Origin of the sequence: Caulobacter segnis ATCC 21756 (assembly GCF_000092285.1) — a bacterium.
Lineage (GTDB): Bacteria > Pseudomonadota > Alphaproteobacteria > Caulobacterales > Caulobacteraceae > Caulobacter > Caulobacter segnis.
Window position 1 is genome coordinate 2,643,219 of sequence record NC_014100.1, and the last position, 13,121, is coordinate 2,656,339.

Here is a 13,121-nt window from a genome sequence, read left to right on the forward strand (position 1 = left end):
GGAAAATCAGACGGCCGCGGCGGCGGCTTGGGCGATGTCGGCGTCCTGGACGGGACTGCCGCCGGATACGCCGACGGCGCCGAGCAGCCGCCCCTCCGGGTCACGCAGGGGGACGCCGCCGGGGAAGGTCATCAGGCCGCCGTTACTGCGCTCCAGGCCGGGGGCCGGCGCGCCGGGCTTGCAGTAGTCCCAGACCGCTTCGCTGGTGATCCCGAACAGGGCGGCCGTGCGGGCCTTGCCCAAGGCGACGTCGATGGAGCCCAGCACCGCCTCGTCCATTCGGCCGAAGGCCTTCAGGTGGGCGGCCGCGTCCAGGACGGCGATATTGACCGAAACGCCGAGGACGGCGGCGCGGGTTTGGCCGGCGGCGATCGCCGCCTGGGCCTGACTCAGGGAGAGCATGGCGTGTTCCTTTGAGGGAGGAAGTTCAGGCGGCCGGGAAGGTCTGTTCCCAATCGGCGTCCGGGTCGGTCGCCAGGGACCAGAGCGTGTCGGCGACACCGCTGGCCTCGGCCGAGGCCGGGGCCACCAGGGTGGCGACCGTGGCCATGCCGATACGGATGTTCCGTTCGGCCAGCGCCGGAGCCAGACCTTGAACGAGATTACGCAGCGCGGCCTTGCCAAGGCCGAGGCTGGCCCAGTCTGAGTGCGGCGCCACCGCCAGCCCGCCGCCGGTGACCAGGATGGTCCCGCCACGGTCTTCGAACAGGCCGGCGGCGGCGCGGATGGTGTGCAGACCGCCCGTCACGTTGACGGCCAGATCGCTGTCGATCTCGGCGTCGGTCATGCTGAACAGGTCCTGCTGACGAACCTTGGCGGCGTTGTAGAGCACAGCGGTGAGCCCGCCCGACAGCTTGTCCGCGGTCCGCAGTCCGGCGCGCACCGCCTCGGGGTCGGTGGCGTCGATCACCAGGCCGTGGGCGTTGACGCCCTGGCCGATCAGCCGCGCGACCATGGCGTCCAGAGTGCGCGGACCGCGAGCGGCCAGAACGATGGTCCAGCCCTCGCGGCCGAACCGCTCGGCCGCAGCCTCGCCGATCCCGGGACCTGCGCCGACGATCAGCAGCGCGCCGCTCACGACATCACCTCGGCCAGTTCGATCAGATTGCCGAAGGGGTCGCAGAAGAAGGCCAGCTTGCGGCTGATGGCCTCCAGCACGAACGGCTCGGTGACGATGGTCACGCCGCGCTTGCGCAGCGTTTCGACGGTCGCCTCGACGCTGGTCACGTTGAGGCAGAAATGGTGATAGCCGCGATATTTCAGGCTGTCGCCGAGGTCGGTGTAGGGCCGGACCTCGATCGGGGCTGGCTCGCCGCCGCCCAGGACCTCGACGTAGAAATGGTCGTCCGTCGGGGGCGCCAGATAGGCCAGACTCTCGTCGCCATAGGCCCATTCGGCGACGATCCGGAAGTCTAGCAGGCCGACATAGAAGGCCTTGGCCTCGTCGAGGCTGGGGGTGCGTACGGCGACGTGGTGGCCGCGCATGTCGGCGAAGGGCGAGGCGGTGTTGTGGGCGGGCGGCACGAAGTCGGACATCGGGTTTCTCCTTTTCCTGTTGGGACCGGCGTCGCCGCCGCCCCGGTGTGGAAGGAGATTTGCGCTTTTCGACCTCGCAGGATTAGATTGGAAATCTTCCGATCAATGCTGAGCTCAATTCATCAATGAGAACGACTGATCTGTCCGAACTGGCGGCGTTCGACGCGGTGGCGCGGCACAAGAGCTTCCGGCGGGCGGGAGAGGAACGCGGCGTCACCGCGTCGGCCATCAGCCACGCCGTCACCAATCTCGAAGCGCGGGTCGGCATTCGCCTGCTCAACCGCACCACGCGCAGCGTGTCGCTGACCGACGCCGGGGCGATGCTGCTGTCGCGCCTGTCGCCGGCGTTCGGCGACATCGGCTCGGCGATGGATGGCCTGAACCAGTTTCGCGACACGCCCTTCGGCAAGGTGAGGATCAACGCGCCCAGTTCGATCGCCTCGTTCGTGCTGGGTCCGGTGGTCGGACGGCTGGCCGAAGCCAATCCGAACCTGGCGATCGAGATCGTCACCACGGACCGACTGGTCGACATCGTCGAGGAAGGCTTCGACGCCGGGATCCGCCTTGGCGAGAGCCTGCGCGACGGCATGACGGCGGTGCGGATCCAGCCGCGCCTGCGCTTCGCCGTCGTCGGCTCGCCGGCCTATTTCGCCAAGCGGCCCCTGCCCAAGACGCCGGCCGATCTGGCGGGCCATGTCTGCCTTCAGAACCTATACCCGACGGGCGTGCGCTACGCCTGGGAGTTCATCAAGGACGGACGGTCGGTCGAATTTCAGCCTACGGGGCCTTTGGCGTCCGACGATCACGAACTCTTGGTCGAGGCGGCGCTGTCGGGCGCCGGCCTGGCCTATGTGTGGGAGAACCGGGCGGAGCGCGATCTGCGCGACGGCAGGCTGGTGCGCTGTCTAGAGCCTTGGTGTCAGCCCGAGGACTGGCTCTATCTCTACTATCCGACCCGCAAATACATCTCGGCGGGCCTGCGCGCAGTGATTGAGCTCCTGCGAGCCTGAGAGGATCGCTGCAGTCGACTTTGCATCAGGCCGCGACGCCGCTCGGCGGCCAAAAGCCGCCATCAGGCCGCGCGCGGCAAGCTGATATTGTCGAGCCAGCCAAGCCTAACCTGCATTCCGCCTTGGCCGGCTGCAAGATCGTTCAATAGCGGCCCACGTCACGTCCCTAACCGTCACGGCACGCCGCGCACGCGGCCTGTCAAACGGGAGATCTTTATGGTTGGGGCACTCAAGGCGGTTGTTGGTGTCGCCGCGCTCGCGCTTGCGTCCACCGCAGGCGCCGCGCCAAAGGCGTCGCCTGCGGACAAGACAGTTGTGCTTGTTCACGGTGGCTTCGTCGACGGCTCGGGATGGGAAGGCGTTCACCGCATTCTGGTGCGGGACGGCTATAAGGTCGTGGTGGTTCAAAACCCGACGACGTCGCTGGCGGACGATGTCGCCGTCACCAAGCGAGCGATCGCTTCGGCGGCCGGCGATGTGGTGCTTGTCGGGCACTCCTATGGGGGCGTCGTCATCTCCGAAGCCGGCTCCGATCCGAAGGTGACGGCGCTTGTCTACATCGCCGCCTTCGCGCCCGATAAGGGCGAGTCGGTGTCCTCGCTGATCGCCAATCCACCGCCTGGCGCGGCCGTTCCCCCTATCCTCCCACCGGTTGATGGCTACCTCTTCCTGGACAAGACGAAGTTCGCCAACGCGTTCGCGGCTGATGTCGCACCGCAAACAGCGCGTTTCATGGCCGACTCCCAGGTCCCGTGGGGCGTCGCCGCTCTCGAGGGCGCGGTCAGCGAGCCGGCCTGGCGCAAGAAGCCGAGCTGGTACTTGGTGGCTACCGACGACAGAATGATCCCTCCTCCCGCTCAAAGGGCCATGGCCGAGCGTGCGGGAGCGACGAAGGAGGAAGTTCCGGGCAGCCACGCTGTCTATGTGGCGAACCCCGCTTCCGTCGCCGCCCTGATCGAGAAGGCCGCGCGAAGCGCTCCGGGCGCGGCGCCGGCGCGATAGCGCGAGGGATCCGCTTGCGGGAGTAGCGCCCGCAGGCGGATATCGCCCTGACGGGAGAACACATGACTGCCGCCCTGCACCGTTCAGCCCTCGACGCCGTTCCGATCGACTTCGCGGGCGGCCGCGGGTTGACCCTGCGAACCCGGTCGCTTCGGAAGTCCAAGCTTCAGATCATCGAAGTTGACTACGGCGACCATGGCGGCGGCGGTAACGCCAGCTTCCCCCGGCTTGAGGACACCTACCTCGTCGGTGTGCGCTATCGCGCCGAACAGAGTCGGACGTCAGTGCACAACGAGGTGTTCGACTACGGCTCGCCGGCGGGACACAGTCACTTTCTCTATGTCTCTGGTGTCGACTATGTCGAGCTCAACACCCATAGCCACACCCTAGAGCTATTGCTTCCCCGCGCTTTCATGCGCGAAGTCGCCGACGATCTTGAATCCCCCGGACCGCTCAAGCTTGGGGAAACAGCCTGCTTCATCAGACCCGATCCCGTGATCCCGCGGATGGCGAGGCTTGTCCGCCCCTACCTCGACGATCCGACGACGCTGGACCCCTTCTCGGCCGACAGCTTCATGTGGGCGTTCGGTCTCTATGTGATGCAGCGATATGGCGGCTTAAGGGACCATCGGCCTATCGCAGGCGGTCTGACGTCTCGCCAGGAACGAATGGCCAAGGAGTGGATCGAGGCGACCTTGCCCGTTGGCACGACCTTGTCCGAGCTCGCCCAGGGTTGCGGATTGGGCGTCAGCCGTTTCGCCCGCGCTTTCCGGATTTCGACGGGGGTCACGCCCTATGGCTGGGTCATCTCCAGGCGGATCGAACGCGCCAAGATCTTGCTCAAAGCTTCGCTGCCGCTGGCCCACATCGCGCTCGCGTGCGGCTTTGCCGATCAGAGCCATATGTCCCGTACTTTCAAGCGCGCAACCGGCATGGCCCCTCGGACTTGGCAGTTGGCTAGTCAGGTTCGCGTATCCGATTTTGGATGACGGCGAGGCCGCGCCATGGGCTTTCGTTGCCTCAGCCCCAGGAATGGACAGTCAGTCCGTCTCCCGGTGCGAGGGGATAAATACAACCAAAACGAGGTCGCCCACGCGCGCGCCAACAGCCGCCTTCAGCAACCGCCGAATGACGTCCATGATGAGCGCAAAGCGCGCCTTCCCGCTCCCGCGCCGCGGTGGGTCCAGCCGGCCCGCAGGTATCGATGACCGTCGGCTCGTCACCAGCGGCTCGGATCATGGCGAGGACGTCGCCAAGCACTCAAGCTCGGACCATTTGCTCCGAGAGAGCTCTTCACGTCGCGGGTCCCCAACATGGATGCGCGCGCCCAGCGCCATGATCTTGATCGTGCGCGACACGAGCCCAGATCCGGCTCGCTACGCGCCTCGATCAGTAGTCGCGGCGGGCCGGATCGACCATCGGGCGGTCGGCGCGACGGACTTCGTCGTCGACGGTGACATCATCCGTGGCCGAGAAGGAACGCTGCTCACCGTAGAGCGCCCTCTCCCGGCCGATGTCCTCGGCGTTGTAGGGCGTCGCCGCCGGGTCGAAGCCCGTCCAGCCGCTCTGGCGATAGGCCTCGCCGCGCGCCGCGGCATCCACGCCGCGGCGCTCGTTCAGGACGCTCTCGACCGTGGCGATCTCGTCGTCATGCGCCTTGACGCTGACCAAGGCGCCGCCGCGACGGACCCCCTCGGCATAGACATTGGCCTCTTCGTCGGTGTGTCCAGCTTCCTTCAGGGCGCCGAGCAGACCGCCGGTGGCCGCGCCAGCGACCGCGCCGACCGCCGCGCCCACGGCCGTCGCCGCCAGCCACCCGGCCGCCACGACTGGGCCGAGGCCGGGAATGGCCAGCATGCCAAGTCCCGCCAGCAGACCCGCGCCGCCGCCGAACAGCCCGCCGGTGGCGGCGCCCTTGCCGGCGCCGTCGGCGACGTCGTTTTCGCCATCACCGTTGCGGTCGCCCATCGGGCCGTCACGTTCGGAGTCGGCATGCTTGTGACCGTCGTGCCAATTCTCCGTGTTGTTGGAGACCAGGCTGATCTTGTCGTGGTCGATGCCACGCGCTTCCAGATCCGAGATCGCGTCGAGGGCCTGGGTGTAGCTGTCGAACAGCCGGGTGATCGTCTTGCTCATGTGATTGTCCTGGGCGTTATGTGATTTGGGGAGAGGGACGTGCCGAGACCTAGAGCGCGGTGATCGCGCCCTTGTAGTCGATCGAGACGTTGACCTTCTTGCCGTCCTTGGTGGCCTCGCCCTGCCAGAGGCCGTTGGCGTTCTGGTTCAATGGGCCGAGGGCCGAGTAGCCCGCCTTCTCGATGGCGGCACGGGCCTGATCTTCGGTGTAGGAGCTTGCGCCTGGCGTCGGACCGCTCCCCCCGGTGGTCGACTTGGTGTCGACCGCGACATTGCCCGGCGCGGCGGCGGTCGACATGGCCGGTCCATCGACCTTCTCGTTGTCGGCGGTCTTCTGGCCGCACGCAACCAACAGCATCGCGGCCGCCGCGACGCCCATTGTAAATTTAATCATTTCGAAATGCTCCCTAAGGTTCTTAGAGAAGACTTCAGAATGGTCAAAGTTCCTTAATTAAATGAAATAAGTACAAGTCAAATCGACTACTATTTGACATCATCAATTTCGAGCGATCACGTTGCAACATGACCGCTCGACGGGATCTTATGGAACCGCCACGTCAACCGCCGGCGACCAGGAACGAGCCCGGCGCCAGACGGCGACAAACAGGCAGATCAAGCCGCTTCCTTTTCCCACTCTGGCTTGAGGATGACCTTGGTCACCTCGTTCTGGTCTTCCTTGAACATCTTGTAGCCGTCCGGCGCGCGCTCCAGCGGCAGGCGGTGGCTGATCAGGAAGGTCGTGTCGATGACGCCCTCGCCGATCAGGTCCAGCAGCGGCCGCAGATATTTGTGGACGTGGGTCTGGCCAGTACGGATCTGCAGGCCCTTCTCCATCAAGGCGCCGATGGGAATCTTGTCGCCCATGCCCCCATAGACGCCGGGGATTGAGACCCGACCGCCGGTACGGCAGGCCATCAGCACTTCGCGCAGCACGTGAGCGCGATCCGTTCCCAGCCGAGTGGCGACCTTGACCGCGTCGACGACGTTGTCGATCGAAAAGCCGTGGCTTTCCATGCCGACCGCATCGATACAGGCGTCGGGACCGATGCCGCCGGTCATGGACATCAGGGCCTCGCGAACCTTGACGTCATGGTAGTTGATGACCTGCGCGCCCAGCGCCTTGGCCAGCTCCAGGCGGTGCGGGTGATGGTCGATGGCGATCACCTTGTGCGCGCCCTGTAACAGGGCGCTCTGGATCGAGAACAGGCCGACCGGACCACAGCCCCAGACCGCCACGGTGTCGCCAGGCTCGATCTGGCAGTTCTCGGCCGCCATCCAGCCGGTGGGCAGGATGTCGGAGAGGAACAGCACCTTGTCGTCCTCCAGTCCGTCGGGAATGACGATCGGACCGACGTCGCTATAGGGCACGCGGACATATTCGGCCTGGCCGCCAGCGTAGCCGCCGGTCATGTGCGAGTAGCCGAACAGGCCGGTCATCGCCGTGCCGTAGGCGATCTCGCCCAAGTCCTGGGTCTCGGCCGGATTGGAGTTCTCGCAACCGGAGAACTGTTGCTTCTCGCAGTGGAAGCACTTGCCGCAAGCGATCACGAACGGAACGACGACCCGCTGGCCCTTTCGCAGGGTCGAGCCTGGACCGGTCTCGACGACCTCGCCCATGAACTCGTGGCCCAGGATGTCGCCCTTCTCCATCGAGGGGATCATGCTGTCATAGAGATGCAGGTCCGAGCCGCAAATGGCGGTCGAGGTGATCTTGATGATCGCGTCACGAGGATTGACGATCTGGGGATCGGGAACGGTGTCCATGCGGACGTCGTGTTTGCCGTGCCAGGTCAGAGCGCGCATTGGCGTCTCCATCAAATGAGGGTTGGAGGTCAGCCTTGCGGCGCGGCGTCGGGCGTTTTGGCGGTGGAGATTTCGCCGGTCTCCATCAGCTGCTTGAAGCGGCGCAGCTCGCGGCGCGCCTGGATCTTCGGCTCTTTCTGGAAAAGCTTGGCGATCAGCTTGCCGATATCGCCGCCCGGCGGTTCATAAACGATAGTGGCTGTGATCTCGGTCCCCCGCCCTGGCGGGCCGTCCTTGAACTCGATGCGGCCGGCGTTCTTGATGTCGGCGTCCGGGGCGGACTCCCAGGCCAGCAATTCGTTCTCGACTTCCTCGGTCAGCAGGCTGTCCCACTCGACGGTCTTCCCGGCCGGGGCCTTGACCACCCAGCGCGAGCGCTGGCCGTCGATGGGCGTGACGCTCTCGACGTTTTCCATGAACAGGGCCAGGTTCCGGAAGTCGCGCCAGAAGGCATAGAGCTCCGCCCGCGGACGATTGATCGTGACTGTGCGGCCGACCAAGGCCGCCTCGCGCCAGCCGTGCTCGTCGGCGACCTCGTGGCCAATGTCGCGCTGGTGCACGGCGGCGGTTAGCGGCGCGTCGCTTTGCAGCGCGCGGTCGATTGTCTCATCGGACATCGTCGATCTCCTGGGTTCGGCAGATCAACCACTCATCATCGGGCTTGTTCCGAAGATCGCCATCTGACCGACGGCGGTGCCGTCAGACGGGATCAACGCCAGGAACCGCCCCGGCGGGGATAGCGAACACCGTCCAGGTCGCTAGACGACCTACGATGGCCCAGCTGCGGTTATTCTTGGCGCTCGGCTCAGATCTGACGCCTAAAGGCAGTTCGCGCCACTGCCGCTATCTGTCTAGCGGAACAGACGGATCGCGCCCCTAGCGACACGACGATCTACGAGATGGGGGTCGATCGATGGCTTGCGCCTCGAGCCGATAGAGCGGGTTCCGCGTGTCGAACTCGATGACCGGGTCGAACAGGTGCTCCTCATGGTGAGCGCGGGGATTTCTCAAAGCCATGAACGCGCCGACGAAGAGGTTTAGGGGGCCTGACAATTCTCCGGCGTCCTCCACGTCCAGGCCAGCGGCCCGCTTTCAGTCTGCATGGCTTGCAAAAATAGCTTCACCCCATGGCTCTTGAGGCCCGTGCGTTCGCGCAATGCGTGGTCTTGCCTGGTCAACCCATTGAAGTTGTCGTCCAACTGTCATGGGTGGTCGATAAGCAGCCCGAGCTTTCCTTGGGCCATCACGTCGGGCATGTCCGCCTGTTTCCGCATCTGTGCGATCGGGGTCGCCGTGCTCCTGCCGGCCCATGCGGCGATCGCCGGCGCGCCCACCAGCCTCGGCGACAATCTCGTGAAACTGGCGGCGGAACGAGACATCGTGATCCTCTACGCGCCAGAACTGGTTGCCGGCCGGAGCGGCCGGGTCGTGCCGCCAGGCCTGTCGGCGCGGGCGGCGATCGAGGCGCTGCTGGTCGAGACAGGCGCCAGCGTTCGCGAGGTGCGACGGGGCGTCTTCGTGCTCGAGAAACGCGGCGACGCCGCGTCTCCGCGACCTATGGCGGCGCCCGAAGATGCGCGGCCCAGCGAGGTCGAGGCGGTGACCGTCACGGCCGCCTACGCCGCCAGCCTCGGCCGGTCCCTGGCCCTCAAGCGCACCTCGGCCTATGCGCTGGACGCCGTCAGCGCCGAGGACATCGCCCGCCTGCCAGCCGCCAACGCCGCCGAGGCGCTGCAGCTGGCGCCGGGCGTCAGCCTGGAGCGGCACCGAGGCGTGGGCCTCTATGTCAGCGTCCGAGGCCTGGGTCCTCAGTTCCAGAACGTCTTGCTGAACGGCCGCCCGCTGGCCATGAACGACCTCGTCGAGAACGGCGGCTTCCGAGGGCGGCAGTTCCGCTTCGAGGTCCTGCCCGCTGACGTCATCGACCAGATCGAGGTCGCCAAGTCGACCACCGCCGACATGGACGAGGGCGCGCTGGGCGGCAATATCGACGTGCGGACGTTCAAGCCGCTGGATCGCGGGCGGCGCTCGGTCGTCTCGGTGCGCATGTCCGAGGGCCGCGCCGATCGGCACGATCCGTCCGTGTCCGGCGTGTGGAGCTGGGTCGACGACAGCGGACGCTTCGGCCTGCTGGCGGGCGGCGTGGTCGAGCGGCGGCGGATTCGCAACGACCGGCTCTACCAGACCGGCTGGAACCTGAACCGCTTCGCGGCCGTGCTCGGCCCCGGCCTCTACACGCCGACCCGGACGCGGCCGACGATCGAGCTCGAGGACCGCCGCATGGCTTCGGGCGACTTCACCCTGCAGTGGCGGCCTTCGCCGAACTGGCGGCTGGATATCGACCTGCTGGCGACACGCCTGGACGCCCACTACGATGAGTACGGCCTGGACATCTATCCGGACGACGCCTCGATCTCGAGCCCGCGCTTCGTGCGGGGCAGCCAGATGGTCAAGGGCGACACGGTGCAGGCCGGGATCATTCAGGACGCACGCTGGATGGCCTCGCAGGAGACCAGCCTGAACCGCCACGACCTGTTCGCCCTCGGCGTGCACGAGCAGTGGAAGAGCGACGCCTGGACGGTCGACGCCGACTATGCCTTTTCCCGCGCCCGCAGCTACCATCCGGACGGCCGGGGCACGGTCCGCGCCCGCGTCGCCTTCTACGCGCCGCTGGAATACGACTTCGGACACGGCCTGGCCGGCGGCCCTACCCTGCGCACGACACGCGACTACGCCGATCCCGCCAGTTTCGCTGGCCAGACCTTCGACTACACCTGGAAGGACTCGCGCGACACCGACCAGCTCCACCGGTTGGACGCGCGCCGCGACCTCGGCGACAACAAGTTGTCGTTCGGCTGGGAATCGCACATCCGCAAGCGCGACTACCGGCGACGCGACTGGAACCTGGACACCCTGGTCGGCACGCCCCTGACTAGTCTAGGACCCCAGTACTACGGCCGGACGCCGTTCGATGACTTCCTGGCCGGGACGCCGGCCGACCTGCCGCGCCGCTGGGTCGCGCCGAACGCCCGCGCCTTCTACGACCTGCTCTACACGCCCGCGATCGCCGCCCAGGCGCCGTCCCTGACGGACCTGCGCAACTCGTTCGTGGTGCGCGAGGCGATCACCTCCGCCTATGCCCGCTATGACTTCACCGCCGTGCTGGGCCGGCCGGTCAGCGGCGATGTCGGCCTGCGCTACGCCCGCACCCGCCAGACCTCGGTCGGGGTGGTCTCCAGCGGCGACGACCCGCTGCCCGTCCAATGGCGCAAGGACTATGGCGACTGGCTGCCCAGCGCCAACCTGCGGGTCGACTTGACCTCGAACCTCTTGCTGCGCCTGGCCGCCTCGCGGGTGGTCAACCGGCCCAACGTCATCGACAGCGCCCCGCGCATCACCCTGGCGCGCGACACCCCGACCGCCAATGGCGGCAATCCCGAGCTGGCCCCGTTCCTGGCCACCCAGGCGGACGTCTCGCTGGAGTGGTACTTCCCAGGCGGCGGAGCAGTCAGCCTGGCGGCGTTCGACCGGCGGCTGGACAACTACATCACCGCCCAGAACACCTTCATCGACGTTCCCGGGCGCGGCCAGATCCTGCTGTCGACCAACGTCAACGGCGGCGACGCGCGGCTGCAGGGTCTGGAGGCCACCTTCAGTCGGGTGTTCCGCGAACTACCGGCGCCGTTCGACGGCTTGGGCGTGCAGGGCGCGGCCACCCTGGTGCGTAGCCAGGCTAACTACTTCGCTGGCGACCGGGTGATCCGCAATGCGCTGCTGGGCCTCTCGCGCTCAACCTGGAGCGCGCTCGTGTTCTACGAGAAGGGCCGGGGCTCGGTGCGACTCGGCTACAACTGGCGTGGTTCCTACCTGACCTCGATCGGCAGCTCGGTCACGGCGCCCGCCACCACGGCGGCGTTCGGATCGCTGGACGGGGCGGCCTCGTGGCGGCTGAACCGCCATGCCACCCTTTCCCTGGAGGGCGTCAACCTGGCCGACGCCCGCCGCTACGTCTATGGCCAGACCCGCGACCAGCCGATGGAGATTCATCACTGGGGCCGGTACCTGTCCGCGAGGATGAGATGGGCGTTCTGACCTTCCGTGGCGCGGGCACGCGTGCCGATCCGCCCGATGGGCCCAGCGAGTCCGCCCCAGCCAACCCGCCGCTGGCGGCGCCGCGCTTCGAGGCGCTGGTGTCGCGCTATCGTCGTCCGTTGCTGCGTTTCTTCCAGCGCCGGTCGGTCGGGGTCGAGGACGCCGAGGACCTGACGCAGGAGGTCTTCATGCGGCTGTCGCAGCGGTTCTCGCGCCTGCACTGGGGCAATCCGGACGGGCTGGTGTTCACGGTCGCCGCCAACGCCCTAGTCGACCATGAGCGTCACCAGCGCTCGCGCCAGCGCGGACGCCATGTCGAGGTCGACCCCGCCCTCCCCGCCGACGAGCCCACGGCGGAGGCGGCCCTGGCCGGACGCGAGCGGCTGGCCAAGCTGGTGGCGGCTCTGGACGACCTGCATCCGAATGCGCGCGCGGTCTTCGTGCTGTGCCGCTTCGAGAACCTGACCCAAGCCGAGGCGGCCGCGCGGCTGAACCTGTCGCTGAGCGCCGTCGAGAAGCACATGATGAACGCCCTGGCTCGCCTGCGCGAAGCTATCGAGACCGCGCATGACGCCTGACCAAGACCTCGATCCCCGCCGCTTGATGGCGGCCAGCCTGACCCGAGACCTGACCGCCGCCGAGCAGGCCGCCCTGGACGCCTGGTCGACCGCGTCCGCCGAGGCTCGCGAAGAGATCGCCCGCACGCGCGAGGTGTGGCTGGCGATGGGCCTAGCCGCCGACGAACCGACCGTCCGGGTGCTGCGCCGTGACGTTCGCCGTCAGGCGCGTCTGGACCGCCCGGCCACGCCGGACCGTCGCCCGCTGATCGCGGGCCTCACCCTGCTCGCCGCCGCCCTGGTCGTGGGCGTGGTCGTGAAGGTCCAGCCGCAGGTCGACACCTATGCCGCGCCCGCGCACGCCCCGGCCCGCTTGACACTGGCAGATGGCAGCCATGTCGTGCTCAGCCCCGGCGGCCGCCTGACAACCCGCTTCAAGGCCCGCGCCCGCGATGTCTCGCTGGACGCTGGCGACGCCTTCTTCGAGGTCGCCCACGATAAGACGCGACCGTTCGAGGTGGCGACCTCGGGCCGGACGCTGACCGTGCTGGGCACCCGCTTCAACGTGGCCGGCGGTGGTCGCCTGACGGTGTCACTGGTCGAGGGCTCGCTGCGCGTCAGCCAACCAGGCGCGGCCAGCGTGGTTCTGCGCCCCGGCCAGCGCTATGTCGGCGCGGCCGGGGTCGGCGGCGGCGCTCAAGCGGGCGACGTGAAGGCCGACGCGGCCTGGACCGAAGGCCGCGTCGTGCTAGTCGATGTCAGCCTGTCCGAGGCGGCCGAGCGGCTGTCGCGCGCCTCGGGCCGCAAGGTCGCGCTGACCGATCCCGCCCTCGCCCGCCTTCGCCTGTCCGGCTCGCTGGATATCGGCCGGATGGACGACGTCGGCGCGGCGATGGAAGCCCTGCTGCCGGTGCGCGCGCGGCTCACCCCCAGCGGAGACTTGAATCTATCTCCGAACGAGAGATCGTCTCGGCACGGATAAAAT

The 13,121-nt window shown here is 67.3% G+C and carries 13 protein-coding genes; 6 read left to right on the top strand and 7 right to left on the bottom strand.

Going from position 1 to position 13,121, the window contains the following annotated elements:
- Positions 1-6: 6 nt before the first annotated feature.
- Genes CSEG_RS12110 through CSEG_RS12120 form a run of 3 tightly spaced genes read right to left on the bottom strand, consistent with a single transcriptional unit; the run spans position 7 to position 1,536 of the window.
- On the bottom strand, positions 7-402 hold the full coding sequence (locus tag CSEG_RS12110) for a GlcG/HbpS family heme-binding protein (protein ID WP_013079520.1): 396 nt from the start codon (positions 400-402) through the stop codon (positions 7-9).
- A 25-nt stretch (positions 403-427) separates the two neighbouring features.
- Positions 428-1,078 carry an SDR family NAD(P)-dependent oxidoreductase gene (locus tag CSEG_RS12115; RefSeq protein ID WP_013079521.1) on the bottom strand — a complete coding sequence of 217 codons (651 nt, stop codon included), beginning with the start codon at positions 1,076-1,078 and terminating at the stop codon, positions 428-430.
- On the bottom strand, positions 1,075-1,536 hold the full coding sequence (locus CSEG_RS12120; RefSeq protein WP_013079522.1) for a VOC family protein: 462 nt from the start codon (positions 1,534-1,536) through the stop codon (positions 1,075-1,077). The genes CSEG_RS12115 and CSEG_RS12120 overlap by 4 nt, the downstream gene beginning before the upstream one ends.
- A 125-nt stretch (positions 1,537-1,661) precedes the next feature.
- On the opposite strand from CSEG_RS12120, the gene CSEG_RS12125 reads away from it, so the two are divergent.
- The 3 genes from CSEG_RS12125 (at position 1,662) to CSEG_RS21595 (ending at position 4,537) form a co-directional block, all read left to right on the top strand.
- Positions 1,662-2,546 (top strand): LysR family transcriptional regulator, encoded by an 885-nt coding sequence (locus tag CSEG_RS12125; RefSeq protein WP_013079523.1) that lies wholly within the window; start codon positions 1,662-1,664, stop codon positions 2,544-2,546.
- A 216-nt stretch (positions 2,547-2,762) separates the two neighbouring features.
- Positions 2,763-3,548: an alpha/beta fold hydrolase gene (locus CSEG_RS12130; protein ID WP_013079524.1), complete on the top strand. Its 786-nt coding sequence runs from the start codon at positions 2,763-2,765 to the stop codon at positions 3,546-3,548.
- A 62-nt stretch (positions 3,549-3,610) separates the two neighbouring features.
- Positions 3,611-4,537 (top strand): helix-turn-helix domain-containing protein, encoded by a 927-nt coding sequence (locus CSEG_RS21595; protein WP_013079525.1) that lies wholly within the window; start codon positions 3,611-3,613, stop codon positions 4,535-4,537.
- A gap of 400 nt (positions 4,538-4,937) precedes the next feature.
- On the opposite strand, the gene CSEG_RS12140 is transcribed toward CSEG_RS21595, so the two are convergent.
- From CSEG_RS12140 to CSEG_RS12155, 4 genes are all read right to left on the bottom strand, one after another.
- Positions 4,938-5,684 carry a hypothetical protein gene (locus tag CSEG_RS12140; protein ID WP_013079527.1) on the bottom strand — a complete coding sequence of 249 codons (747 nt, stop codon included), beginning with the start codon at positions 5,682-5,684 and terminating at the stop codon, positions 4,938-4,940.
- Between the two features lie 49 nt (positions 5,685-5,733).
- Positions 5,734-6,078 (bottom strand): hypothetical protein, encoded by a 345-nt coding sequence (locus CSEG_RS12145; RefSeq protein WP_013079528.1) that lies wholly within the window; start codon positions 6,076-6,078, stop codon positions 5,734-5,736.
- A 218-nt stretch (positions 6,079-6,296) separates the two neighbouring features.
- Positions 6,297-7,487 carry a zinc-dependent alcohol dehydrogenase gene (locus CSEG_RS12150; protein ID WP_013079529.1) on the bottom strand — a complete coding sequence of 397 codons (1,191 nt, stop codon included), beginning with the start codon at positions 7,485-7,487 and terminating at the stop codon, positions 6,297-6,299.
- Positions 7,488-7,516: 29 nt separating this feature from the next.
- Positions 7,517-8,104, bottom strand: coding sequence for an SRPBCC family protein (locus CSEG_RS12155; protein ID WP_013079530.1), 588 nt, complete (start codon positions 8,102-8,104; stop codon positions 7,517-7,519).
- Positions 8,105-8,741: 637 nt separating this feature from the next.
- Between CSEG_RS12155 and CSEG_RS12160 the strand changes: the two genes are divergently transcribed.
- From CSEG_RS12160 to CSEG_RS12170, 3 genes are read left to right on the top strand one after another with little or no spacing between them, the layout of a single operon-like run.
- Entirely contained in the window at positions 8,742-11,579 is a 2,838-nt protein-coding gene (locus tag CSEG_RS12160) for a TonB-dependent receptor (protein WP_013079531.1), read from the top strand.
- Entirely contained in the window at positions 11,567-12,157 is a 591-nt protein-coding gene (locus CSEG_RS12165) for an RNA polymerase sigma factor (RefSeq protein WP_013079532.1), read from the top strand. Before CSEG_RS12160 ends, CSEG_RS12165 begins: the two co-directional genes overlap by 13 nt.
- Positions 12,147-13,118, top strand: coding sequence for a FecR family protein (locus tag CSEG_RS12170; protein ID WP_013079533.1), 972 nt, complete (start codon positions 12,147-12,149; stop codon positions 13,116-13,118). The genes CSEG_RS12165 and CSEG_RS12170 overlap by 11 nt, the downstream gene beginning before the upstream one ends.
- Positions 13,119-13,121 lie beyond the last annotated feature (3 nt).

Excerpts from the sequence above, each read along its gene's own strand:
- CSEG_RS12145 (WP_013079528.1), bottom strand. The coding sequence starts at position 6,078 with ATGATTAAATTTACAATGGGCGTCGCGGCGGCCGCGATGCTGTTGGTT.
- CSEG_RS12125 (WP_013079523.1), top strand. The coding sequence starts at position 1,662 with ATGAGAACGACTGATCTGTCCGAACTGGCGGCGTTCGACGCGGTGGCG.
- CSEG_RS12140 (WP_013079527.1), bottom strand. The coding sequence starts at position 5,684 with ATGAGCAAGACGATCACCCGGCTGTTCGACAGCTACACCCAGGCCCTC.
- CSEG_RS12150 (WP_013079529.1), bottom strand. The coding sequence starts at position 7,487 with ATGCGCGCTCTGACCTGGCACGGCAAACACGACGTCCGCATGGACACC.
- CSEG_RS12170 (WP_013079533.1), top strand. The coding sequence starts at position 12,147 with ATGACGCCTGACCAAGACCTCGATCCCCGCCGCTTGATGGCGGCCAGC.
- CSEG_RS12155 (WP_013079530.1), bottom strand. The coding sequence starts at position 8,104 with ATGTCCGATGAGACAATCGACCGCGCGCTGCAAAGCGACGCGCCGCTA.
- CSEG_RS21595 (WP_013079525.1), top strand. The coding sequence starts at position 3,611 with ATGACTGCCGCCCTGCACCGTTCAGCCCTCGACGCCGTTCCGATCGAC.
- CSEG_RS12160 (WP_013079531.1), top strand. The coding sequence starts at position 8,742 with ATGTCCGCCTGTTTCCGCATCTGTGCGATCGGGGTCGCCGTGCTCCTG.
- CSEG_RS12120 (WP_013079522.1), bottom strand. The coding sequence starts at position 1,536 with ATGTCCGACTTCGTGCCGCCCGCCCACAACACCGCCTCGCCCTTCGCC.
- CSEG_RS12130 (WP_013079524.1), top strand. The coding sequence starts at position 2,763 with ATGGTTGGGGCACTCAAGGCGGTTGTTGGTGTCGCCGCGCTCGCGCTT.
- CSEG_RS12165 (WP_013079532.1), top strand. The coding sequence starts at position 11,567 with ATGGGCGTTCTGACCTTCCGTGGCGCGGGCACGCGTGCCGATCCGCCC.
- CSEG_RS12110 (WP_013079520.1), bottom strand. The coding sequence starts at position 402 with ATGCTCTCCCTGAGTCAGGCCCAGGCGGCGATCGCCGCCGGCCAAACC.